The 21144-nt window shown below is 45.4% G+C and carries 26 protein-coding genes; 20 read left to right on the plus strand and 6 right to left on the minus strand.

Annotation, left to right across the window (positions count from 1 at the left end; genetic code table 11):
* Positions 1–380 precede the first annotated feature (380 nt).
* Genes D7D25_RS02795 through D7D25_RS02825 form a run of 7 tightly spaced genes read left to right on the plus strand, consistent with a single transcriptional unit; the run spans position 381 to position 11738 of the window.
* On the plus strand, positions 381–701 hold the full coding sequence (locus D7D25_RS02795) for a carboxylesterase family protein (protein WP_148038828.1): 321 nt from the start codon (positions 381–383) through the stop codon (positions 699–701).
* On the plus strand, positions 698–3775 hold the full coding sequence (locus D7D25_RS02800; protein WP_122967445.1) for a TonB-dependent receptor: 3078 nt from the start codon (positions 698–700) through the stop codon (positions 3773–3775). The genes D7D25_RS02795 and D7D25_RS02800 overlap by 4 nt, the downstream gene beginning before the upstream one ends.
* Before the next feature lie 33 nt (positions 3776–3808).
* The gene (locus D7D25_RS02805) at positions 3809–5389 is read left to right on the plus strand and encodes a RagB/SusD family nutrient uptake outer membrane protein (protein WP_122967446.1); all 1581 of its coding nucleotides are present in this window, start codon (positions 3809–3811) and stop codon (positions 5387–5389) included.
* Between the two features lie 15 nt (positions 5390–5404).
* On the plus strand, positions 5405–7747 hold the full coding sequence (locus tag D7D25_RS02810) for a glycoside hydrolase family 3 protein (RefSeq protein WP_122967598.1): 2343 nt from the start codon (positions 5405–5407) through the stop codon (positions 7745–7747).
* 50 nt (positions 7748–7797) lie between these two features.
* A complete protein-coding gene (locus D7D25_RS02815; protein WP_122967447.1) occupies positions 7798–9006 on the plus strand; it encodes an esterase in 1209 nt (402 codons plus the stop codon).
* Positions 9007–9018: 12 nt separating this feature from the next.
* On the plus strand, positions 9019–9354 hold the full coding sequence (locus D7D25_RS02820; protein WP_122967448.1) for a hypothetical protein: 336 nt from the start codon (positions 9019–9021) through the stop codon (positions 9352–9354).
* Between the two features lie 20 nt (positions 9355–9374).
* The gene (locus D7D25_RS02825; protein ID WP_122967449.1) at positions 9375–11738 is read left to right on the plus strand and encodes a glycoside hydrolase family 3 protein; all 2364 of its coding nucleotides are present in this window, start codon (positions 9375–9377) and stop codon (positions 11736–11738) included.
* Between the two features lie 249 nt (positions 11739–11987).
* Here the strand turns inward: D7D25_RS02825 and D7D25_RS18740 are convergent, their stop codons facing one another.
* The 6 genes from D7D25_RS18740 to D7D25_RS02855 all read right to left on the minus strand — a co-directional run bounded on the left by D7D25_RS18740 (position 11988) and on the right by D7D25_RS02855 (position 15172).
* A complete protein-coding gene (locus tag D7D25_RS18740; RefSeq protein WP_122967450.1) occupies positions 11988–12251 on the minus strand; it encodes a helix-turn-helix domain-containing protein in 264 nt (87 codons plus the stop codon).
* A 1-nt stretch (position 12252) separates the two neighbouring features.
* Positions 12253–12597: a hypothetical protein gene (locus D7D25_RS02835; RefSeq protein WP_122967451.1), complete on the minus strand. Its 345-nt coding sequence runs from the start codon at positions 12595–12597 to the stop codon at positions 12253–12255.
* Positions 12598–12809: 212 nt separating this feature from the next.
* A complete protein-coding gene (locus tag D7D25_RS02840) occupies positions 12810–13784 on the minus strand; it encodes a P63C domain-containing protein (protein WP_122967452.1) in 975 nt (324 codons plus the stop codon).
* Positions 13785–14015: 231 nt separating this feature from the next.
* Positions 14016–14342, minus strand: coding sequence for a hypothetical protein (locus D7D25_RS02845; RefSeq protein ID WP_148038829.1), 327 nt, complete (start codon positions 14340–14342; stop codon positions 14016–14018).
* A gap of 6 nt (positions 14343–14348) precedes the next feature.
* Positions 14349–14702 carry a DUF3157 family protein gene (locus D7D25_RS02850; RefSeq protein WP_122967454.1) on the minus strand — a complete coding sequence of 118 codons (354 nt, stop codon included), beginning with the start codon at positions 14700–14702 and terminating at the stop codon, positions 14349–14351.
* Positions 14703–14779: 77 nt separating this feature from the next.
* The gene (locus D7D25_RS02855; protein WP_122967455.1) at positions 14780–15172 is read right to left on the minus strand and encodes a hypothetical protein; all 393 of its coding nucleotides are present in this window, start codon (positions 15170–15172) and stop codon (positions 14780–14782) included.
* Between the two features lie 47 nt (positions 15173–15219).
* On the opposite strand from D7D25_RS02855, the gene D7D25_RS18435 reads away from it, so the two are divergent.
* The 13 genes from D7D25_RS18435 to D7D25_RS18745 all read left to right on the plus strand — a co-directional run bounded on the left by D7D25_RS18435 (position 15220) and on the right by D7D25_RS18745 (position 21142).
* A complete protein-coding gene (locus D7D25_RS18435) occupies positions 15220–15351 on the plus strand; it encodes a hypothetical protein (protein ID WP_255417156.1) in 132 nt (43 codons plus the stop codon).
* A 171-nt stretch (positions 15352–15522) separates the two neighbouring features.
* The gene (locus D7D25_RS02860) at positions 15523–15771 is read left to right on the plus strand and encodes a hypothetical protein (RefSeq protein ID WP_122967456.1); all 249 of its coding nucleotides are present in this window, start codon (positions 15523–15525) and stop codon (positions 15769–15771) included.
* The gene (locus tag D7D25_RS02865; protein WP_122967457.1) at positions 15771–16085 is read left to right on the plus strand and encodes a response regulator transcription factor; all 315 of its coding nucleotides are present in this window, start codon (positions 15771–15773) and stop codon (positions 16083–16085) included. The genes D7D25_RS02860 and D7D25_RS02865 overlap by 1 nt, the downstream gene beginning before the upstream one ends.
* A complete protein-coding gene (locus tag D7D25_RS02870) occupies positions 16082–16480 on the plus strand; it encodes a hypothetical protein (protein WP_122967458.1) in 399 nt (132 codons plus the stop codon). Before D7D25_RS02865 ends, D7D25_RS02870 begins: the two co-directional genes overlap by 4 nt.
* Before the next feature lies 1 nt (position 16481).
* Complete coding sequence (locus tag D7D25_RS02875; protein WP_255417157.1) at positions 16482–16748, plus strand: hypothetical protein; 267 nt, start codon at positions 16482–16484, stop codon at positions 16746–16748.
* Between the two features lie 58 nt (positions 16749–16806).
* A complete protein-coding gene (locus D7D25_RS02880) occupies positions 16807–17070 on the plus strand; it encodes a hypothetical protein (protein ID WP_221407948.1) in 264 nt (87 codons plus the stop codon).
* Complete coding sequence (locus D7D25_RS02885; RefSeq protein ID WP_122967460.1) at positions 17067–17492, plus strand: hypothetical protein; 426 nt, start codon at positions 17067–17069, stop codon at positions 17490–17492. The genes D7D25_RS02880 and D7D25_RS02885 overlap by 4 nt, the downstream gene beginning before the upstream one ends.
* Before the next feature lie 11 nt (positions 17493–17503).
* Positions 17504–18283 (plus strand): cell envelope integrity protein TolA, encoded by a 780-nt coding sequence (locus tag D7D25_RS02890; RefSeq protein WP_148038830.1) that lies wholly within the window; start codon positions 17504–17506, stop codon positions 18281–18283.
* Between the two features lie 10 nt (positions 18284–18293).
* Positions 18294–18779 (plus strand): hypothetical protein, encoded by a 486-nt coding sequence (locus D7D25_RS02895; protein ID WP_122967462.1) that lies wholly within the window; start codon positions 18294–18296, stop codon positions 18777–18779.
* Positions 18776–19876 carry a PD-(D/E)XK nuclease-like domain-containing protein gene (locus D7D25_RS02900; RefSeq protein ID WP_122967463.1) on the plus strand — a complete coding sequence of 367 codons (1101 nt, stop codon included), beginning with the start codon at positions 18776–18778 and terminating at the stop codon, positions 19874–19876. The genes D7D25_RS02895 and D7D25_RS02900 overlap by 4 nt, the downstream gene beginning before the upstream one ends.
* A gap of 16 nt (positions 19877–19892) precedes the next feature.
* Positions 19893–20123 (plus strand): hypothetical protein, encoded by a 231-nt coding sequence (locus D7D25_RS02905; protein ID WP_122967464.1) that lies wholly within the window; start codon positions 19893–19895, stop codon positions 20121–20123.
* Position 20124: 1 nt separating this feature from the next.
* Positions 20125–20940 (plus strand): hypothetical protein, encoded by an 816-nt coding sequence (locus D7D25_RS02910; protein WP_122967465.1) that lies wholly within the window; start codon positions 20125–20127, stop codon positions 20938–20940.
* Positions 20927–21142 carry an HNH endonuclease gene (locus D7D25_RS18745; RefSeq protein WP_370453818.1) on the plus strand — a complete coding sequence of 72 codons (216 nt, stop codon included), beginning with the start codon at positions 20927–20929 and terminating at the stop codon, positions 21140–21142. Before D7D25_RS02910 ends, D7D25_RS18745 begins: the two co-directional genes overlap by 14 nt.
* Positions 21143–21144: the final 2 nt, after the last annotated feature.

Raw genomic sequence — 21144 nt, forward strand, 5'->3', positions numbered from 1 at the left:
AAATGATAACTTTCAGCCTTCGTATGCGTTATCCCGATACTCACCGAAATGATAAGGATGGGAAAAATCAAAGATCATGCGGCTTAATTATGAGGACATACTTATGCGCGATAAATGATGACTGGGCAAAAGTACTAAACAGCCGCGTATATTCCAAATCTATGAGGATGCCGAAAACTGAAACCCCATAAATATATCCTCCAAAAATCGCTTTATGCACAAATTTGAAAGTTTTTGGACAAATCCGAAAGCACATTTCTACAAATAGAAAAATCATTTGGACGCTACACAAAATCGGTTTGTGGGAGAAGGGGTAATTTTGCAAATATTAAAACAAGAAAACACTTCTTCAGGTATGCCAAAACACGTTTTATCCTGGTGTGGCTATCCGGCCGGTTCGTGACAGGAACTTCCTTCTTATCACACCGCCAACCCCGCGCGCAAAGGCGAATGGGAAACGCCGTGTAGCTATGAGCGGAGGAGGCCACAAGGCAACCCTTGAGGGAGAAAAAATGGGCAGCGCGTGGATTGACTTTGCACGAACCGGCAATCCCCATGCGGAAGGATCGCCCGAACGGGAGCCCTATACTCCGGAAAATGGCGCGCGACAACGAACTGCCGGATATTGCACGGTTGTATCCGGCGCGGGGTTTTTAGGGAGAATTAAAGCAACTAATTATCTAATAAACAAAAGAAAATGAAGAAAAACAACTCATTGAAAAGACTGACGGCGTCTGTGCTTTTCCTAATTATGACCTTCTCTTTCCTTTCGGCACAAGACCAAATGACTGTGAGGGGAAAGATAGTGGACGACCAAAATGAACCAATGATTGGAGTAAGCGTGCTGGAAAAAGGCACAAGCAACGGTGTGACTACTGATTTGGACGGCAATTACCAATTATCTGCCCGTCAGGGTTCCACCCTGGTTTTTTCCTATATCGGTTATGTTTCCCAAGAACATACGGTAACTGGCAGCACATTGAATATCACGATGAAAGAAGACGTGCAGGCCCTGGACGAAGTGGTAGTGGTGGGCTACGGCGTACAGAAAAAGAGCTCGCTAACCGGCGCCGTTTCTTCGGTAAAATCCGAGGATATGGAAGCCCGCACCATCACCCGTGCCGAACAGGCGCTGCAAGGCAAGACCGCAGGCGTACAAGTGCTCAGCGCCTCGGCCAAACCCGGCGCCTCGCCTTCTGTCCGCATCCGGGGCGTCAGCTCTAACGGTTCCAGCGACCCGCTTTATGTAGTCGACGGGCGCATTGCCAACGACATTGGCGGTATCGACCCCAACGACATAGAGTCGATGGAAGTGTTGAAAGATGGCGCTTCGGCTGCCATTTACGGGGCGGCGGCCGGTAATGGTGTCGTCTTAATCACTACAAAAAAAGGCAGCGGCAGCGGAAAAATCACTTACGATTTCCAATACACCTCGCAAAGTTTAGGCAGAACCCCCAAGGTGATGAATGCGCAACAGTACAAAGACTACTTCATCGAAGCCGGTAAAATTGCCGAAAGCGCTTTCGATATATATTGGGACGGCGAGACCGATACCAAGTGGACCGACGTTGCTTTCGAGAAAAGCTCCATGATGCGCCACAACGTGACTTATCAGGGCGGAGGCGACACGGGCTCTTTCTACCTGTCCGCGTCCCATTTAAAAAATAACGGTATGGTTGTTGGCGATGCCGACACCTACGAGCGCCTGACCGGAATGGTTAATGCCAGCCGTAAAATCAAACCCTGGCTGGAAGTAGGAACCAACAATCAGATAGAACATTACAAAACCCAATCAGTTGCCGAAGGAAGCGAATACGGCAGCCTGCTGTTGTCGGTGTTGCAACTCGACCCGTTGACCCAACCGCTTTATTCGATAAATAACTTGCCGCCGCACATGGAAAGCGCTTACGCCCAGCATCCCAATATGTTGGGCGACGGCCAGGGCAATCTCTACGGCATATCCGCTTTCACTGGCAATGCCGAAGCGATCAACCCCTTGGCAATGCGCGACCGCGCTTTTACCAAATACAGAGGGTTTAACATAAACGGTTCCACCTACTTAAATTTCACGCCCATCAAAGATTTTGTATTTACCTCCCGATTGGGATACCGTCTTTCTTCCACCTCTTCCTACGGTGTAAGCCACGACTATTATTATCACGGCACCGCAAAACAAGATTATATTCAGGTAGATGCCTCCGACGAGAGTCCCACCTATTGGCAATGGGAAAACTTCTTGAACTACAGCCGCGCCTTTGGCAAACACAACACAAGCGTTATGCTCGGTACCTCTTACAGCGAGAGCCGCACTTTTGAGGTAAGCGGAAACAAGAGGGGCGACGACCAGAATCTCGGTTTCCTGCAAGACGACCCGCTTTTCTGGTACTTTGCTTATGCTACATCCGATGCGGCCAAAGACATTTCGGGCGGAGAAGAGAGCTACACCCGCAAATTGGCCTATTTCGGCCGTTTAAACTACGACTACGAAAGCAAATATCTGGCTCAAGTCTCTCTGCGTGCCGATGCCGCCGACCTCTCGGTGTTGCCCAGGGCTAAACGCTGGGGATACTTTCCTGCCGCATCGGTGGGTTGGGTTATTTCTCACGAAGAGTTTATGCAGAATACCCAAAAATGGCTGTCGCACCTGAAACTGCGCGCGAGTTGGGGGCAGAACGGCTCCACCGCCTCTCTCGGAAATTATCTCTGGAATGTTTCGGTAGGCTCTACCGGCCACTTGGCTGTGGGCGATAACAACAGTTTCTACTACATCAACGGCTATGCGCCATCGGCCACGGGTAACGAACAATTGAAATGGGAGACCTCAGAACAGACCAACATCGGCGTGGATGCCCGTTTCCTCAACAACCGATTATCCGTATCGGCCGATTATTTCAACAAAGAAACCAAAGACCTGATTGTCTCGGACATCAAGGCATCCACCGTAGTTGGCAACACTTTCTCCCCGGTCAATGCCGGAAACATCATCAACAGAGGTGTGGAGCTGGAAGTTGGCTGGCAAGACCGCATAGGCAATTTTTCTTACGGCATACGGGGCAACATGGCCACGCTCAAAAATAAGGTAACCCACATTCACGAATCGCTTGCCGCCATTGACGGCGCCACGCTGGTAACTTACGGCGCCATTACCCGTTTCGAAGTGGGAAAACCGGCGTGGTATTTCTACGGTTACAAATACACCGGCGTGGATAAGGCAACCGGAGAACCTGTTTTTGAAGACCAAGACGGCGACAATGTGATTACCGACAACGACAAAACCGAAATTGGCAAGGGAATTGCGGACTTCACTTACGGCGTTACCCTGACCGCGGGATGGAAAAACATCGACTTCATCCTGTTCGGTACCGGCTCGCAAGGAAACGACGTTTACAGCGGCTTAAACCGGGTGGACTACAATTTGAACCAGCTGACCTATTTTACCGAAAACCGCTGGACTGCAAGCAATCCCAACGGAACCACCCCCAGAGCTTATGCCACGGACTATACCAAGTATATGACCTCATCCGGCTCGGTGTTCGACGGTTCTTACTTCAAAATTAAGCAGATTCAAATGGGGTATTCTTTCCCCAAGAACTTGCTCAAAAAAGCCGCCATCGAGAGCCTGCGTGTCTACGGGTCGTTGGAGGATTTCTTCACGTTTACCCGCTATCCCGGTTTCGACCCCGAAGTTACCGGCACAGGCAACGCCCTGGGTGTGGACAAGGGCAGCTATCCCACTTCAAAGAAAATGGTTCTCGGACTAACCTTGACATTCTAATTATTTTATTTAATCCGTAAAAAAGCAAACGATATGAAAAATAAATATTTACCTTTGATGATTGGCGGGTTGCTTGCGCTGGGCCTGGCTTCGTGCGAGCACACTCTTGACATCCCCCAAAAAGGCGTGCTCGACTACTCTTTTTATTACCGGACAGACGAACAGGCCGAGGATGCGGCAAATGCACTCTATATTGAGTTGAAAAGTATGTATTACAACTACACAATGCTTAAAAACTCTCTGTCAGACGATGTATGGGCAGGTGGCGGCGGACGTAACGACAACGCCGAGCTGGAAGGTTGCAACGAATTTTCGTTCGGTTCCGACCAAAGTTTCATCCGCAGCGTCTGGGAAGCCTATTACAGCCTTATTTATAAAGCCAATGTGATATTGGGCCACGTCGAACCCGAATCGGACATCAAAAAGAGGGCGCACGCCGAGGCAAGGTTTTTCCGCGCGTTCGCTTATTTTGATTTGATTTCCATGTGGGGCGAAGTGCCGCTGGTCGACAGGGAATTAACCCCCGATGAGTATCAAATGCCAAAATCATCCCAAGAAGAACTCTGGGCGCTGGTTGAAAAAGACTTGACCGAAGCCATCGCTTCAGGATACCTCGCCGAGAAGAAAGACGCAAACGACAAAACCACTTGGCGCATAACCAAGCAGCTGGCACAAACCATGCTGGGCAAGGCTTATCTGTGGCAAGAAAAATATGCAGATGCCGCCAATGTGTTGAACGAAGTGCGCAGCAGCGGCAAGTATGCGCTTTATCAGGGAAATTATGAAGACATTCTCACTTACGTAGCCGAATACTCTTGCGAGAGCATGCTGGAAAGCAACCGCGTGCTGGATACGAGCAATGCGTGGGATGAATTCAGCTTTTTCGAAGTGATGAATCACTGGCGTATGGACAATTTGGAAGCGACATCGACCGCTTTTGAAAACTACAAAGATACGGGCTGGGGATTTATGGTTCCCCAAAAGAACCTGTACGATGCTTTTGTCGCCGAAGAGGGAGCAGAGGGTTACCGCCTGAACCAGACGATGAAAACGTATGCCCAAATGACGGAAAACGGCGTGAAATTGCAGAAAGGCAAAAGCATTGTCAACGAAGGAGTTTTCTTGTGGAAACGTCGTTTTTCTGCCGCCGAAGCGCCCATTACCTTTTGGTGTTCTTTCAACAACTACCGCTGGATGCGTTATGCCGAAGTTTTGCTTCTGGCCGCCGAAGCCAACTTTATGGCCGGCAACCAATCGGAAGCCGATGCCTCGCTGAACGAGATTCGAGAACGCGCCAAATTGCCCCGCAAAACAGCCAATATGGAAGCCATCAAGTTGGAAAAACGGTTGGAACTGTGCAGCGAATATACCCGATATCAGGATATTATCCGGTGGAAAGATGCGGAAACGCTGATGAAAAACCAAGGCGCCCAAACACCATTGCTTGTAAACAAGGCAAATTCGGTGAGCGAACCGGATAATGTGGTGGTTGAATATAGACAATACAACACAGACCCCAACCGTTATGGCTTTAAAAGCCGGCACTACCGCTTGCCCATTCCCGCTACCGAAATGCGACTGAATCCCAATATGGTACAAAACGACGGTTGGTAATTAAAAAACATGAAGATGAGAAGAATATACTGTTTTTTTAGTTTGATTGCGCTTTGCAGCCTCACTTCTATCCGGGCGCAACCGATAACGCTCAACAAAGACAATGTGGACGAAGTGGTCCGGGCAATGACGCTGGAAGAGAAAGTCCGTATGGTTATCGGTTGCGGAATGTCGATGGGCAGCGATGCCAAATTTCCCGGAACGGCAGGCCGCACTTACGATATTCCGCGTTTGGGAATCCCATCGGTATATATGGCCGATGGCCCCCACCGCCTGGCAATGAGCGTCCGGCGCGAATTCGACAGCCGGTTTTATTACACCACGGAATTTCCTTCGGCAACGACAGTGGCCGCAACCTTTGATCCCGACGCCGCCTACCGAGTGGGTAAAACACTCGGAACCGAGGTAAAAGACTATGGATTGGATATTTTATTGGCGCCGGGGGCCAACCTGATGCGCAATGTACTTTGCGGACGCAACCACGAATATTATTCCGAAGACCCGTTATTGACCGGAAAAATGGCCGCGGGATTTATTAACGGCGTTCAGAGCGAAGGCGTGGGAACAAGCCTGAAGCATTTCGCCGTGAACAATCAGGAAACAAATCGCTACAACAACGATTCCCGACTCAACCAGCGTCCTCTTCGCGAACTCTATCTGAAAGGTTTTGAGATAGCCGTCAAAGAATCGCAACCGTGGACAATTATGACCTCCTATAACAAGGTGAATGGCAAACACACGAGCGAGGATGAGGAATTAACAACGGACATTCTGCGCGATGAATGGGGCTTCAAAGGGCTTGTTGTATCGGACTGGAACGCGGGAAAAGACGCCGTAACCTCCATGATGGCCGGCAACGATATGCTGCAACCCGGCCAGGAACGCCAATATGACGCCATTATTGACGCCGTGAAAAACGGAACATTGGATGAGCGGATTCTCGACAGAAACGTAAAACGCGTGTTGGAATTGGTGGTAAAATGCCACAGTTTCAACAATTATTCCTACCCTGACGAAACCGACCTGAAAGCCCATTCGGCAATTTCCCGCCAAATAGGCGCCGAAGGCATTGTCCTGTTAGAAAACAAGGACGCCCTGCCTATGTCCGATTCAATCAGGCACATTGCGCTCTACGGAACAACCTCTTACGATATGGTTCCTGCCGGAATGGGTTTTGGCAGCACAGGGTTTGGCCGTTACACCGTTTCCATGGTCGAAGGTCTTCGCGAAGCTGGCTATGTAGTGGACAAGAATTTAACCAAACAATATCAAAAACATTTGGCCGAAGAGGAAAAACGCTTGTTCCCCAATGGGCGTCCACCCTTTTCTCTAACGCCGCCGCCACGCGCCGACGAGTTTCTTCCTTCCGCGGAGGATATGGCCGCACAAGTAAAAGCAAACGACATGGCCATCCTGACCCTGGGCCGCACCAGCGGCGAGGCTGCCGACCGTCGTTCCGAAGAGTTTTACCTGAAAGAGAGCGAGCTGGCGCTTGTGAAGCAGGTGACGGATGCCTATCGGGCCGCGAACAAGAAAGTAGTGGTTATCCTAAATGTGTGCGGTCCCGTTGAAACAGCATCCTGGAAAGGTTTGGCCGACGCGGTTCTCTGCGCTTTTCAACCGGGGCAGGAGGTGGGACATTGCATTACCGACGTGCTGACGGGAAAAGTGAATCCGTCGGGCAAACTGCCGATGACATTTGCCATAAACTACGGCGATGCTGCATCGGATAATAACTTCCCTTTTGACCACGAATTTAAAATGCCCTCTTTCGCTATGGGGAGCGGGATGAATCTGCAACGAAAAGAAGAAGAAAACAAACCCAACGAACCGGAACGGAATGTGGACTATACCGATTATGAGGAAGACATCTACGTCGGTTATCGTTATTTCGACACATTCAACAAAGATGTTTCTTATCCCTTCGGCTTTGGATTATCTTACACCTCTTTCGATTACGAAGTGATCGATTCTGCCGTTCGGGGAGAAAAATGCGAGTTGAAAGTGGCCGTCACCAACACCGGAAAAACAGCGGGACGCGATGCCGTGCAACTTTACGTAAAAGCCCCCGAAGGCGGTTTAAAGAAACCATCGAAAGAGCTAAAAGCTTTTGCCAAAACAAAAGAGTTGAAACCGGGCGAGAGCGAGGTGGTAGCATTGGTTTGGGATGTGATGGACATGGCTTCGTTTAACGAAAAAACAAGCGCGTGGGAATTGGCAAAAGGAAACTATATTTGGCAAGTGGCCTCTTCTTCGGCTGATGTAAAACTGTCGGTAAATCAAAAGATTGACCGGAAGAAAACAGAAAAGGTGCATAATGCCATGCGCCCCCGAGCCGAAATCCGCAGAATACGATAACACAACAAAGAGTATTGAACCCTAAACATAATTTTAAAATATCTAAAAAAATGAAACGAATAACCCTTTTGGCAGTAATACTGCTCGCGGCTGCGACATCGTTCGCACAACAAGCCCTTTGGGGCGGACAAGCTATTGTGTCCCCCGAAATTCATGACGACAACACCGTCACTTTCCGCCTGAGAGCGCCAAAGGCCGTGAAAGTAGAAGTAACCGGCGACTTTTTGCCGACCCAACCAACCGAAACCCCCTACGGCAAGTTCGATATGCCTGGCACAGCCGAATTGAAAGAGAACAAAGACGGCGTGTGGGAATATACCACTCCCGCGCCGTTGGCATCCGAACTTTACAGTTACACTTTTATGGTGGACGGCCAGCGCATCAACGACCCGGCCAATGTGGCGATGATTCGCGACGTGGCTTCCGTGACCAATGTGTTTATTATTCCGGGCAACCCCGGCGATTTGTACAGCGTAAAGGATGTTCCTCACGGCAGTGTTACCCGTCGCTGGTACGATAGCCCGACATTAAAAGAACAGCGACGCATTACCATTTACACTCCTCCCGGATACGAAAAAGACCATCAGACTTATCCCGTGTTTTATCTCCTTCACGGCTCCGGCGGCGACGAGGAAGCCTGGATTGCACTGGGACGTACCGCCCAAATCATGGACAACCTGATTGCCCGGGGAAAAGCGAAACCGATGATTATTGTTATGCCCAACGGACACACGCAAAATGCCGCGGCTCCGGGCGAATCGAGCCGCAGCTACCTGCCGGCTATGGGCGGCGGTCCCCGACAGGCTGTTGCGAGTATGGAAGACAGTTTTGGCGATATTTTGAAATTCGTTGAAAGCAACTATCGGGTAAAGAAAGACAAGGCAAACCGGGCCGTTGCCGGTTTGTCTATGGGCGGAATGCACTCGGCGGCTATCTCGGCGCAATACCCCAACACGTTTGATTACGTGGGCGTATTCTCGGCTCCTCCCATCGCCACATTGATGGCACGCGACAAGGACGAAGCGGCCAAATATACCGAAGAGTTTTTGAAAAAGCTGCAAGTTCAGAAAAAGAACGGATTCAAGCTGTACTGGATTGCTTGCGGCAATACCGACTTTTTGTACCAAAGCGTGATCGACAGTATGAAAAAGATGGACGAAATGGGATTCAAATACACCTACCGGGAAAGCGGCGAAGGACATATCTGGAAAAACTGGCGGATATATCTGTCGGAATTTGCACCGATGTTATTTAAATAAAATAAGCACGTCATGAGGAAATTCAATCTGTTATCGCTTCTCCTGTTTTTGTGCTCCGTTTCACTTCCAGCACAGGAGTTGAGTAATTTCATGAACAGCACTCCCATCGTCTCTCCCGAGTTTTCGGATGGCGAAGTGACCTTACGGATCAAGGCTCCCAAAGCCAGAGAAGTAAAACTATACGGTTCGTGGATGGCCAATTACACCGATACGCAACCCCTTGCCGAGAAGCAGGCACGAAGCTTTGGAGAGGAACGGATTAACGCATACGTTCCATGTTACCGGGGGCGGCCATACTTGGTCGAACTGGAGAGATTACCTGAATACATTGGCCCCCATGCTGTTTAAATAATTTCAACTGAATCATAATGAATCAAAAGAGTATTTTACTAGCAATTTTGGCACCTGCCTTGTTTCTCACGGCATGCACCCCCAAAACGCCCCAATTGGGCAAGGCTTCCGTCGATAAAGTCATAGCTGCCATGACACTCGAGGAAAAAGCCCTGTTGCTTGTCGGAACCGGAATGGCCGGTTTCTCGGGCGAAACAACCGTGGTAGGCGAAACCAAACAGCTTGTCCCGGGCGCGGCCGGAACAACGTATGCAATTCCCCGTTTGGGAATACCCGCCGCCGTGCTGGCTGACGGACCTGCCGGTTTACGAATCACGCCCGTACGCGAAGGCGACGAACAAACTTATTATTGTACCGCCTTTCCGGTAGCCACGACTTTGGCATCGACATGGAATACCGAATTGGTGGAAAACGTAGGCAAAGCCATGGGTAACGAAGTGTTGGAATATGGCGCCGACGTTCTCTTGGCGCCTGCCCTCAACATCCACCGCAATCCCCTTTGCGGACGGAATTTTGAATATTATTCCGAAGACCCCGTCGTTTCGGGGAAGATGGCGGCAGCCATGACAAAAGGCATCCAATCCAACGGTGTGGGTGTTTCCTTAAAGCATTTCGCGGCCAACAACCAGGAAACCAACCGCATGGGCAACGATAGTCGGGTAACTCCGCGGGCTTTGCGTGAAATATATCTGAAAGGTTTTGAGATTGCGGTTAAAGAGTCCGCCCCATGGACAATTATGTCTTCTTACAACCGGATAAACGGCACTTATGCCCCCGAAAATTACGACTTGCAAACCACCATCCTTCGCGACGAATGGGGTTACAAGGGAACCGTTATGACCGACTGGTTTGGCGGAAAAGATGCTCCGGCCATGGTCAGAGCCGGCAACGACCTGCTGATGCCGGGCACCCCGAAGCAGTACGAATCAATCGTTGAAGCGGTAAAAAACGGCACCCTTTCCGAAGCAGAATTAAATCGCAATGTGAGGAACATATTAAATATGATTCTCGCAACGCCCCGTTTCAAGGGACATGCTTTCTCTAATACCCCCGACTTGAAAGCGCACGCGGCAGTAACCCGCCAATCGGCGGCAGAAGGAATGGTTTTGCTGGAAAACAGCAACAATGCGCTACCCTTGTCGGCTTCCATAAAAAATGTGGCTGTATACGGTGTTTCTTCCTACGATTTTATTTCCGGCGGAACTGGCAGCGGCGATGTGAACGAGGCATACACCGTCTCGTTGGTGGAAGGCCTAAAAAATGCCGGTTACCAACTCGACCCACAGTTGCAGAAGCAATACGAGGAATATATCGCGTCCGAGAATGAGAAGAACAAACCCGACCCCGGCAATCCTTTTGCCGCATTCATGCCGAGGGCACGTCCGGAAGAACTCGTCCCGGCTCCGGCAGCCCTTGCCCTGCAAGTGAAAGAAGCCGATGTGGCTTTGATTACTATCGGGCGGACTTCGGGCGAATTTGCCGACCGCGCGATAGAGGGCGATTTCAATCTGACAGCCAATGAAAAGGAAATGATTGAAACGGTATCCAAGGCGTTTCAGGCTGCGGGAAAGAAAGCCATTGTCATCTTAAACATCGGCGGTGTCATCGAAACGGCCTCCTGGAAAAACTTTCCCGATGCCATCCTGATTGCCTGGCAAGCCGGGCAGGAGGGCGGCAATACGGTAGCCGACCTTTTAAGCGGTAAAGTAAATCCTTCGGGCAAATTGCCCGTGACATTTCCGGTTCAGTATATGGATGCGGCTTCTTCCGCCAATTTTCCGTGGGATCCGGCGGTTGTAAAATCTGCCGGCGGCAATCTCATGGGAAAACCGGACGACGGGGAAGAGCCCGTGCGTAACGTGGATTACACGATTTACGAAGAGGACATTTTTGTGGGCTATCGTTATTTTGACACTTTCGGCAAAGACGTTTCCTATCCTTTTGGTTATGGCCTGTCTTACACCTCTTTCGAATATGCCAATCCGGTAATTGAAGAAACCCACGGCGAATTCGTCGTAAACGTCGATATTTCGAATACAGGCGGAATTCCCGGCAAAGAAATCGTTCAGTTGTATGTGGCTGCCCCGCGGAATGCATCCCTGCCAAAGCCATCAAAAGAGTTGAAAGCTTTCGCAAAAACAAAAGAACTGAAGGCCGGGGAAACACAGACCCTAAGTATGAAGGTCGCAAAGGCGGATTTGGCTTCTTTCGATAATGATGAGAGCGCCTGGGTCGCAGATTCGGGGAGATACACCATCCTGTTGGCAACCTCTTCCCGCGAAACCAAACAAACCATCGAGCTGACCCTTTCCAATCCGATAATCACGAAAACAAACAAAGTATTGCAGCTGCAGGCACCCGTTTCGGTGTTGAAACCGTAATAGTACTTTGTCATGTGGGGATTGTTTCCAATAGGAGAGTATCATCAATGCCTTCAAAATAAAAAAACCTCCGTTCTGTTTGTAAACATTACGGAGGTATTTCTAAGGTGGTCCCAACTGGGCTTGAACCAGTGACTCCCTGATTATGAGTCCAACTCGGGATTACCTATTTATAAACTGTATTTCAATATGTTACATCAATATAAAAAATTACAAAAGACAAGTTTTGGTTAAAACTAATCTTTATTTTCATTTTCTTATAAAATCACCTTTTCCAAAAAAAAGCCAGTCCGGATTGACATTGTAAGTCTCGAGCAAAAGTAGAATTGAGTTAATGGATGGTTCGTTATTTTCATTGTCTTCGATGCGTTTTAAATTGCTGGCAGACATGCCAATTTTGCGGCCAAACTCCGTTTTTGTCTTTACCTTTCCCCTATATCTCAGCTCCTCATATGCCCGGACAAACCGTAAACATATGGCCCTGGATTCCGGTGTTACTTGTTTTGCGGGCATGTTATTTTGATCTTTTGAATAGATATTCCTCTTTATTGTAGAAGAGTGTCATTTTGTTTTCCTCATCGTCTTTGTCTCTCATGAAATACATATCATGTTCTTTAACGTACCCTTTCGTGGTGAAAGAAGTGAAATCGTAATAGAACTTTCCGAATAGTATATCATCTTCATAGATCAATACCGTGTCATTGGTCGGAAAATTGAAAGTAGTGATTGACGCCGTTATTTCATTATCGAAAATATCGCCTTCATGTTCCCATTCGGTGTATCCGAAAAGAGGAATCTTTTCCTTATAGCAGGAGGTGAATAGAAGTGACAGGATCAATGCGTAAAATAATCTTTTCATAATTCAAACAGTTGATTTCGTTTCGTGACCTTTCTCGCTTTTTCAATATTGCCGATACTCATATAAAAATCGAGTTCCATATTCATAGTGTAATGGGTCATTGATTTTAAGAGAAGATGTTTTTTCGGCAACGTACCGGATCGCCATGTCAATGTCGATCTTTTTTAGTAAAAATGCCTTTAAATCGATGACTGCCATTAATTAAGTGCTTATTATTTGTTATTTCCAAATGAGTTATTTTCATTATCCTCACCAGTAAAATCGAATAATTCCATTTGTTGAACAGGTAGAAAAGATAGTTTCCTTTGCTTATCTTCTTTTCTCTTTTCCTTTATTCTGCTGAATTGAACTGTTCTGGCGTTTGGAAAAGCAAACTCAAGATTTTCTTTAAATCTATCCATGTTGAAAGAGGCTTTTGCGATACCTAAAACAGAAAACAAATGATCCGTAAGAGCTTTATATCCAGTATTGCTCAGCTTTTGATGATGATGCTTTGTACCTTGCGGTTGTGGGTTATTTTTTCGCAAATAATCAGCAACATCAGGATCCAAAGTGTCGTATACATACCTCATCACATATTTGCCAAATCGTTTTGGATATGGTTTGTCAATCAAAGGAGGCGTTCTACCTTCAAGTCGGTATAGATGCATGAAGAATTCTTTCGGGAATGTTCTTGTCCATTCCCGATATCCATCGGAAATGTAAAAATCTAATTTGGCCTGTAATTCATTCGATTTTCGGAAATATTGATAACCAGTAGCTTCATCAATTATCGCATCTATTCCTGTTTTCGCTAATGCTGAAATAAAAATTTCAGATTGTTCTGCCAATTTTGCTTGATTAGGTGACAATATCCCCATTTGTCTAGCTTTAAGGTATGCATTGCATATGTCAACAACCATACTCGCTTTTACTCCATTTATGGTGTATGTGCCCACGCTGATTATCAGCAAATTGTCGTCAAATTTATGTGATATTTCAGGGGGTAAAGTTTCTTCAAGGGCCCGGGACTTTAGATACCTTTTAATGTCACCGCTTTCCCTGCTACCAGTAATCAAACGTACGACTTCCCGTTGAGTAAGCACTCTTTCGATCTTGTCTCCGAAGTCGACAACATAACAAGGAAGCTCATATTCTCCATTGTTAAGTCTAATCACTCCTTTATACACTTGTTTTATGTTTTCCATATTTGTGAAAATAACATGTTCATAATATTCGGTTATAATTCGGTGTTATTTCTTATTCATCAATACCTGAATCAACATATCTTCCCCCTCAATGATTTGCTTGATTTTTCCCATCTTTTACTAATTATGATCATTGTTTATGTTTGAAACCTCCATACCTTTTTTAGGGATATAATCAATAGGCCCATATTATCATTTATCTGTTGTAAATATTGATCGAAATGTTTGTTTTCATTTCTTCGGATATTTAGGTTTAACTTGTTTACTTAGAACATCCCGCATCGAGTAGAGATGTTTTTTCTTTTCAGGGAAAATATTTATCGTAATGGGACCTTCGATGTTGATGTGCCCTGTTGGTAAATCTGCTTCACTGATAAGGTCTGAAACAGGTATATCAAGCTCTAAAGACAGTTTTTCGAGCTGAGACAGCGTAATATCTGCACCATCGCGGATGCTTCTCAATTCATCAATGGATATGCCGGAAAGTGCCGATAATGCATCGGCACTCATCCCAACTGTGTCGTTAGTGTTATGCAATATCTTTTGATAGAGTTTCATGTTACATTATCTGTGCTGCCAGCATCTACCCCCTCCTTTAACCACTCGTTTACAATATCCTCCGCTTTTAGTTCTCGCTCCGCAAGTACTCGAATAAGATGAAGACGTTGTTTGAGATGGCACCTTTGATATTGATGTTTTCGAAGTGTTTGTTGTTGACTTTAACGGAATAGCTTTATTTGAATTATTTGAGCCACTTCCTTCGTATTCACCTATTTCACTTATAGTGCTATTTTTCCACGTGTAATCGTCGAATATGGTAATGTGTTTGCCATTAGATAGCTTAACCACCTCAATCTTTTTTTGTGCATTTATTAAAAATGGAATAAACGCGAATACAATTAAAATAAGTTTTCTCATATTGATTTCATTTTTGGGGAAACATTGGTTTTATCTTATTTTTCCTACAATTGCAATTTTTACAATTACCACAATAATTAACCGACATCCGTCTTTTTTCCCGCAAGCATTTCAATCGTGCGTTGCTGAGATAAAACGGTCTCTGTGAGCCTGCTGATTTGCTCAAAAACTTTATTGCTGATGAAAAAGCCGTCTACATGGTCTGATGCTTGCGATTGCGCAGATATAGACTCGACTTCTGATTTGAGCATCGGGCCAGCACCAGTTAAAAAATAAGTTTCATTGACCGGATATTTATCAGATATTTTTTTTGCTAATCTTTTACTGATCCCGACATTTGGTTTCTTTTCGTTCATAACATCATAAATAGATTGTGGAGAAACTTTTATATCTACAGCCAATTTATTTGGATTTGTATCAAATTTTTTGAAAAACATTTCCATTATCGATATTACCTCATCTTTAGTCATCTAAGAATTATTCTTATATTTGCAATGTGTTTAAAAAAATACTTGTTGTGAAATTACCTAAACTTTCCGTGACGTATTACGGATCCATGCCGCAAATTCTTTCCCTGAACTTCTTTTACACCAGTTACTATCTGCATCAACGTTTCTTCGATAAAATCCCTCAGCCCATGCCTTGTTAAATAAATTTAAATATAAGATATTTTCTTATATTTACTCTTTTATATCAGAATTATTCTTATATTTGCAGCGTGAATTAAATGTAACAACAATTTGAACACGATGCAAAGTAAAGGGCAAATATAATGAATTACAATAATTAAAAATAGTCATTTCGATAAAATTTTAATGATATGGACTTTAAAGAACAAAAAAAGCTGGTATTCGACATTCTCAAACAAGGTGAGCGTGGTGTTATTGCCGAGCGTGCCGGCGTAACAAGAGCAACCGTCAACAATGCTTTGAACCTTGACTCCCTTGAAGGTGCAACCAGTGCGCAAATGCGTGTTTGGGAAGAGTGTTTGAGCTTCGTGAAAGAAAAACAACGCCGGGCTGCTGAAATAGAAAGTAAAGTGGCAGCAATTGCGGAAAAATTGGCGTGATGGGAAGTTTGACGGTTCGGGAATTGGAGGTTTTAACGTTGACGGCACGTGATTGCCTGTCGGCAAAAGAAATCGGCGATCGTCTTTTAATATCGCCGACAACGGCGAAAAACCACATCAAGAATATCAAGGCGAAATTGAACATGCAAAAGGTGTCGGAGCTGTGCCGGTACTATTACACCAACATCATTGCCACTTTTCTACTCCTTATTATCCTTCCATCAGCATTTCAACCAAACAACGGAATGATAAGGGTAAGAAGAGCGGGACGCAACAGACAGGAAACCGAATTTATATTACAAGTTGAATCATGACGACATTACAAGCAATTTCACAACTGGTCGGACAGATTGAGCATGTATACGAATCGGTCGCCGATTTTGAAGCAAGCCATCTGGAAACGGAACTGGAGATAAATGATGGCCGATATTCGCTGAGCATATACTACAGGAATTCAGGTGAAGGTGAAATCAGGGATTTAAGATATTCCTACTGGAAGAGATATCTCTATGATTGGCGAAAGATACACGGTATGTCCTTGAACTTTCAATTGATTGAAAGCATGTTGAAAACGCTACTGAAAGAGCATTATTCCGAAAAGTTGGTAGCGTACAAGGAAGAACATGCCGCTGATTTGGCTGAAATTGAAGCCGGATATTATGAAGACATGTATTACGATCAAAGAATGTGCCTGGCATTAGGAAAATAATATGCATGAACCTGTATCCATACGGCAACTGTGTAGCATCATGTACCGGAATAACATGTATTTCGGACAACGTGAAGCCGCAAAGATTGTAGGAGGCCGTACACGGTTATTCAGGCTTGTGGCAGAGGGAAAGATAAGAGCGGAAAAGCCTACAATGGCACAGAACGGGAAATGGTTTTGCAATGCCGGGGACGTGGTGTATTACGCTAAAGACGTATACCGGAAAAAGAGAAAAAATATACAAACCAATAAGACAGAAAAAGTATGAAACGATTTTTTTACTGGTTTACAGACAAACTGTTTGATGAGAAAATTAATACAGTTATATGTTGGTTGATGCTGGCTTTGGCCGGATTATTCATCGCTTTTCAGGCATTAAGGGGGATTGGGTACATCTTAATAGCATCGATATGACAACGCCAAAAACAACCACACGGGCATCGAGATTGATCAGGATTATCCCGGTGATTGTAAGTACCTGCGATTTTTGCGGGAAGAAAACAACCGGTGAAATGTGGGACTATGAGGGATTTAAGATATGCGGGGAGTGCAACAGGAGATATAATGATTTTAAAACCAATAAACAATGAACAACCAATTAGTAAAACTTATCGATGAAAACGGACTTGACAAAACAAAAAGTCAAATCTTGTTAGACAACTTTTCCGGCTACTTCGAAATGGCCGCCGAATGGGAACGAAAAGCAGAAGAGCTTGTAATTACAAGCGTTGAACAAAAAGCGGAAATGAAACTCGCACGTGAGGGGCGTCTGTTTTTGAAAGACAAACGTATTGCCGTTGAGAAAACGAGAAAACAACTGAAAGAAGCGTCGCTCCGTGAAGGGCAAACAACTATTGCCAAAGTGCTTACAAACTTGATTACTCCGATAGAAAAGGATTTGGAAGAAAAAGAAAAGTTTGCCGAGATACAGGAGGCAAAAAGGATTGAAGCGTTGAAAGACGTCCGCACTCGTGAACTTGAGCCGTATATTGAGTTCGTACTTACGGTTTGAATTTAGGGACCATGGACGAGGATAATTACAATAAGGTATTATCCGGTGCAAAACTGCAAAAACAAGCCAAAGAAGAAGCAGACAGAAAAGCGGAACAGGAACGGATTGCTTTTGAAAAATTGGTAAAACAACGGAAAGAAAGAGAGATTGAGCTGCTTAACATAGATGGCGTGAAAAGTAACCCAGACAACACTTTCACTTTAACCAATGAAGAAAATCCCGACTTCTCGAATGTGGTTGACTTTAAGGAAATTCTCGATTGTGATGATAAGAAATTCAAAAACTACAAGGATGAATTTTTAGCCACAGCAGAATCCAACAAGGCATATCGGGAAAAACTGAGAGCCGAAAAAGAACGGCTCCAAAAAGAAGCCGAAGAACGTGAACGCCAGCTTGCCGAAGAACGTGCCAAAGCAGAAGCTGAACGTAAAGCCATAGAGGAAAAGGCACGGAAAGAACGTGAAGAACATGAGCGTTTATTGCTGATAGAGCGTGAAAAGCAAGCTAAATTAGAGGCCGAACGGAGAGCGGAACAGGCCCGTATTGAAGCCGAAAGACTGGAAGCCGAACGAAAGTCTGCTGCTGAAAAAAGGGCAAAAGAAGAGGCCGAAAGACGTGCTAAAAACGCACCGGATAAAGAAAAACTTCTTGTGTTTGCGACAGAGTTGGAAAAGCTCCTTTACAATGCGCCGGAATTGAAAGCCGAAGATGCCGTGAAGATAATGGCCCATATTGAGCCGATAATAAAAGATACCGTTACTTACATTCGATTGAACTCGGATAAATTATAACCAACAAACAATGGAAACAGGAAAAACCGACATGGCTGTAATCAGGCCACGAACAACAGAGATTGCGAGTACAGACAACAACGTGTTTGAAACGCAAAAAATTGATTTGAACGGTAAATTGCCCGATTTGCAGAATGCAAATGAAATGCCAATCGACCTTTGCGGCAACTATTGGACACCGGAAAAAGAGGGCGAGGTGAAACGCTTGTATTTTGTGGAGATTAAACCGCAAAAGGTATTGAGTAGCTCGGGAACCGGTGAAATTATCGATTTGGATTGTGCCGTATTCCTGGAACAAAGGCCGGACGGAACGGTGCAAACCATTACAAACGGCAGCCGCCGATTGGTAGGTGTGTTGGAGTCGTATATGTTGCAAGGTGTTATCGGACACGGAACACCGTTGCAGATAACGTACATGGGGAAGCGCAAAAATAAAAGCAACAACTTCAGTTCCGACAGTTGGAGCATTAAACCGCTAATCATTAAAATAGCATGATGCAGGATTTGAGTAGCATGGAGGTAGGCAAAGAACTAAATCCCTTTGCCTACTCTCCCGGAGATTATCCCGAAAAGCAGGTGATGATTGACTTTATTGAGCAACATCACGAAGAACCTGCAGTGGATATCTTTCTCGATGAGCTGGCCATGAACGGAAATGTAGTAAAAGACAGCATGGAAGAGTATTTATCGGCGCATCAAATAGGTAGCGGTTCATTGAAAGAGGTTTTAAAAACGCCGCGTCATTTTTTCTATGATTTAGAAAATGAATTTACGCCAAAGGAAAAAGAATGCTTCGAATTGGGAACATTCGCACACATGGCGTTCCTGGAACCTGAATTGTTTGACAAAGTAGCTGTTGCTCCAACCGCAAACTTAGCAACAAAAGCAGGTGTGTTGGAGATGTTGCGTTTCTACGAAAGTTTAAACGGCTCGAGAAACACGTGCGACGAGAACTGGAAAATGACCGATTTGAAAGATATACTGGATTATGAAAAATCGCAATGTAAATTTCAAGTCATCAGGCCCGAACATAACGAAATAATAAATGCTCTGAAAAAAAATTACTACTGGTACGGCGGCGGCATCATTCCGAAAATCCTGAAAGGCGCCATGGCGGAAGTGTCTTTTTACGGCATGGATGAGAGTACGGGGCTGGAAGTAAAGGTGCGGCCAGACTACTTCAACATTGAGGAAAACATTGGAGTAAATGCCATTATAAGCTTCAAAACAACAAGAGCCGACAACATTGGCAAATTCATTTACGACGCCGCAAAATTGAAATATGAGGTTACGGAAGGGATGTATCAGAAAGTTATGACAGACATAACCGGACGTAATTTCAACTGCACGATTATGATCATGTTGCAAACCGTACCTCCTTACGACGTGGCTGTTTTATGGTGGTCTCCGGATGATATACAGCTTGGAAAATACAAGTATGAGCATGCTATTATGACCGTGAAAGAGTGCATGGACAATGGATGGTTTCCCGGCTTTGATTCTTTAGCCGAAAGCGGTTCACATGGAATTATTGACATGAAATTGCCGGAATGGAGCGAAAAAGAGCTGCATCCGGTGGATGTAGATGATTGATTCATAATGCATAATTATGGATGTTCAACTTTCCCTTTTTGATGTACCGCGAGAACGGATTAAAAGGATTTATATCCGGGACCGAAACGGTCGGTTTGCCACGAAGGAGCAAGCCGAAAAGGAAAGATTGAAACGAGATGCCGAATATTACAAATACATGTTTGAAGCCGAACAGCGGAAAAACAAACCTTTAATTAAAGCTCTGATAGAAGCACAAAGAGAAATTCACTTATTAAAAAACAGATAAAATGGAAAAAGACAAGCACATTCCCGAAGAGCAATTGCAATTCCAATTGCCGGAAAACAACCAATTTCCGGTTGTAATTTTTGAAGGTTTAACCCCCTTGCAGATTAAGGATAAAATCACCGCCGATTTTATCGCCATGCAGGAGCGTGGAGTGAAGGCAAACCGACTCATGACAGATGAGGAGATTAACGAGATCAGAGCTGAATATGGCGATATTGCCGAACAACAAATGCCTGAACTGCGTGAAGAACTGGAGTTGATTACAGCCAACTACAAGGCTAAAAAAGAGCGATTGACAGCAGAGTTGACGGCGCTTGACACTCAATTTAAAGACTTGGTATCGGTTGCCAAGGATGGAACGGCCGTATATGAACCCGATAACGAAAACACGTTCAAAATTCCGGTTGCAGGGCATTATCTGTACTACTCTTATACCGGCTCCATATTTCAGCTGATTGCCGTGAAAAAGATACCGGAAAACGAACGGTACGACCTTTTCAATACCGGCGAAAAGAATAAAGAAACTTTGGAGGCTATGGGTTACGAAATTCCCGATTTTATCTTGGAAAATAGAGAGAATTACCGTGTTGTGGAATTGGGAGAGAGCGAATACGTGGAGATATGGGAAAATGACGGTAAAGAAAAGGTTTTGCGGCATTGGGTTGAAGAGCATCTCGATGAAGATACGGGCACTGTTATTTCGATTGAACGTGCAGAACGCGAAGAATACGCCATTGGCGAGAATCCTTATGAAAATGACGAGACTGAAACACAAACTGGGGCGACCGACGAAATACCGGGCGATGTTGAGGGATAGCAGCTATTGGAACGAGGTTAAAAGGCTTGTCCGTTTGCGGGACAACTTCGCTTGTACCCGATGCGGACAACGCCACAACCTCGAAGTGCATCACAAAACATATTACAAAAACGGCAAAAGCATTGTAGGCAGCGAAAAAGAGCATTTGGAATGCCTGGAGCTTCTCTGTGAGGTTTGCCATCAAAAAGAACATCAAAAATGAGC

Origin of the sequence: Proteiniphilum sp. X52 (assembly GCF_003712195.1) — a bacterium.
Taxonomy (GTDB): Bacteria; Bacteroidota; Bacteroidia; order Bacteroidales; family Dysgonomonadaceae; genus Proteiniphilum.

What these genes read in the sequence shown, in the direction of transcription:
- D7D25_RS02870 (WP_122967458.1), top strand. Translation starts at nt 16,082, where the DNA reads ATGACGACATTACAAGCAATTTCACAACTGGTCGGACAGATTGAGCAT.
- D7D25_RS02850 (WP_122967454.1), bottom strand. Translation starts at nt 14,702, where the DNA reads ATGAGAAAACTTATTTTAATTGTATTCGCGTTTATTCCATTTTTAATA.
- D7D25_RS02855 (WP_122967455.1), bottom strand. Translation starts at nt 15,172, where the DNA reads ATGACTAAAGATGAGGTAATATCGATAATGGAAATGTTTTTCAAAAAA.
- D7D25_RS02815 (WP_122967447.1), top strand. Translation starts at nt 7,798, where the DNA reads ATGAAACGAATAACCCTTTTGGCAGTAATACTGCTCGCGGCTGCGACA.
- D7D25_RS02910 (WP_122967465.1), top strand. Translation starts at nt 20,125, where the DNA reads ATGGAAAAAGACAAGCACATTCCCGAAGAGCAATTGCAATTCCAATTG.
- D7D25_RS02835 (WP_122967451.1), bottom strand. Translation starts at nt 12,597, where the DNA reads ATGAAAAGATTATTTTACGCATTGATCCTGTCACTTCTATTCACCTCC.
- D7D25_RS02845 (WP_148038829.1), bottom strand. Translation starts at nt 14,342, where the DNA reads ATGAAACTCTATCAAAAGATATTGCATAACACTAACGACACAGTTGGG.
- D7D25_RS02875 (WP_255417157.1), top strand. Translation starts at nt 16,482, where the DNA reads ATGCATGAACCTGTATCCATACGGCAACTGTGTAGCATCATGTACCGG.
- D7D25_RS18745 (WP_370453818.1), top strand. Translation starts at nt 20,927, where the DNA reads ATGTTGAGGGATAGCAGCTATTGGAACGAGGTTAAAAGGCTTGTCCGT.
- D7D25_RS02905 (WP_122967464.1), top strand. Translation starts at nt 19,893, where the DNA reads ATGGATGTTCAACTTTCCCTTTTTGATGTACCGCGAGAACGGATTAAA.
- D7D25_RS02885 (WP_122967460.1), top strand. Translation starts at nt 17,067, where the DNA reads ATGAACAACCAATTAGTAAAACTTATCGATGAAAACGGACTTGACAAA.
- D7D25_RS02865 (WP_122967457.1), top strand. Translation starts at nt 15,771, where the DNA reads ATGGGAAGTTTGACGGTTCGGGAATTGGAGGTTTTAACGTTGACGGCA.
- D7D25_RS18740 (WP_122967450.1), bottom strand. Translation starts at nt 12,251, where the DNA reads ATGCCCGCAAAACAAGTAACACCGGAATCCAGGGCCATATGTTTACGG.
- D7D25_RS02800 (WP_122967445.1), top strand. Translation starts at nt 698, where the DNA reads ATGAAGAAAAACAACTCATTGAAAAGACTGACGGCGTCTGTGCTTTTC.
- D7D25_RS02825 (WP_122967449.1), top strand. Translation starts at nt 9,375, where the DNA reads ATGAATCAAAAGAGTATTTTACTAGCAATTTTGGCACCTGCCTTGTTT.
- D7D25_RS02805 (WP_122967446.1), top strand. Translation starts at nt 3,809, where the DNA reads ATGAAAAATAAATATTTACCTTTGATGATTGGCGGGTTGCTTGCGCTG.
- D7D25_RS02820 (WP_122967448.1), top strand. Translation starts at nt 9,019, where the DNA reads ATGAGGAAATTCAATCTGTTATCGCTTCTCCTGTTTTTGTGCTCCGTT.
- D7D25_RS02840 (WP_122967452.1), bottom strand. Translation starts at nt 13,784, where the DNA reads ATGGAAAACATAAAACAAGTGTATAAAGGAGTGATTAGACTTAACAAT.
- D7D25_RS02890 (WP_148038830.1), top strand. Translation starts at nt 17,504, where the DNA reads ATGGACGAGGATAATTACAATAAGGTATTATCCGGTGCAAAACTGCAA.
- D7D25_RS02895 (WP_122967462.1), top strand. Translation starts at nt 18,294, where the DNA reads ATGGAAACAGGAAAAACCGACATGGCTGTAATCAGGCCACGAACAACA.
- D7D25_RS02810 (WP_122967598.1), top strand. Translation starts at nt 5,405, where the DNA reads ATGAGAAGAATATACTGTTTTTTTAGTTTGATTGCGCTTTGCAGCCTC.
- D7D25_RS02900 (WP_122967463.1), top strand. Translation starts at nt 18,776, where the DNA reads ATGATGCAGGATTTGAGTAGCATGGAGGTAGGCAAAGAACTAAATCCC.
- D7D25_RS02860 (WP_122967456.1), top strand. Translation starts at nt 15,523, where the DNA reads ATGGACTTTAAAGAACAAAAAAAGCTGGTATTCGACATTCTCAAACAA.
- D7D25_RS02880 (WP_221407948.1), top strand. Translation starts at nt 16,807, where the DNA reads ATGTTGGTTGATGCTGGCTTTGGCCGGATTATTCATCGCTTTTCAGGC.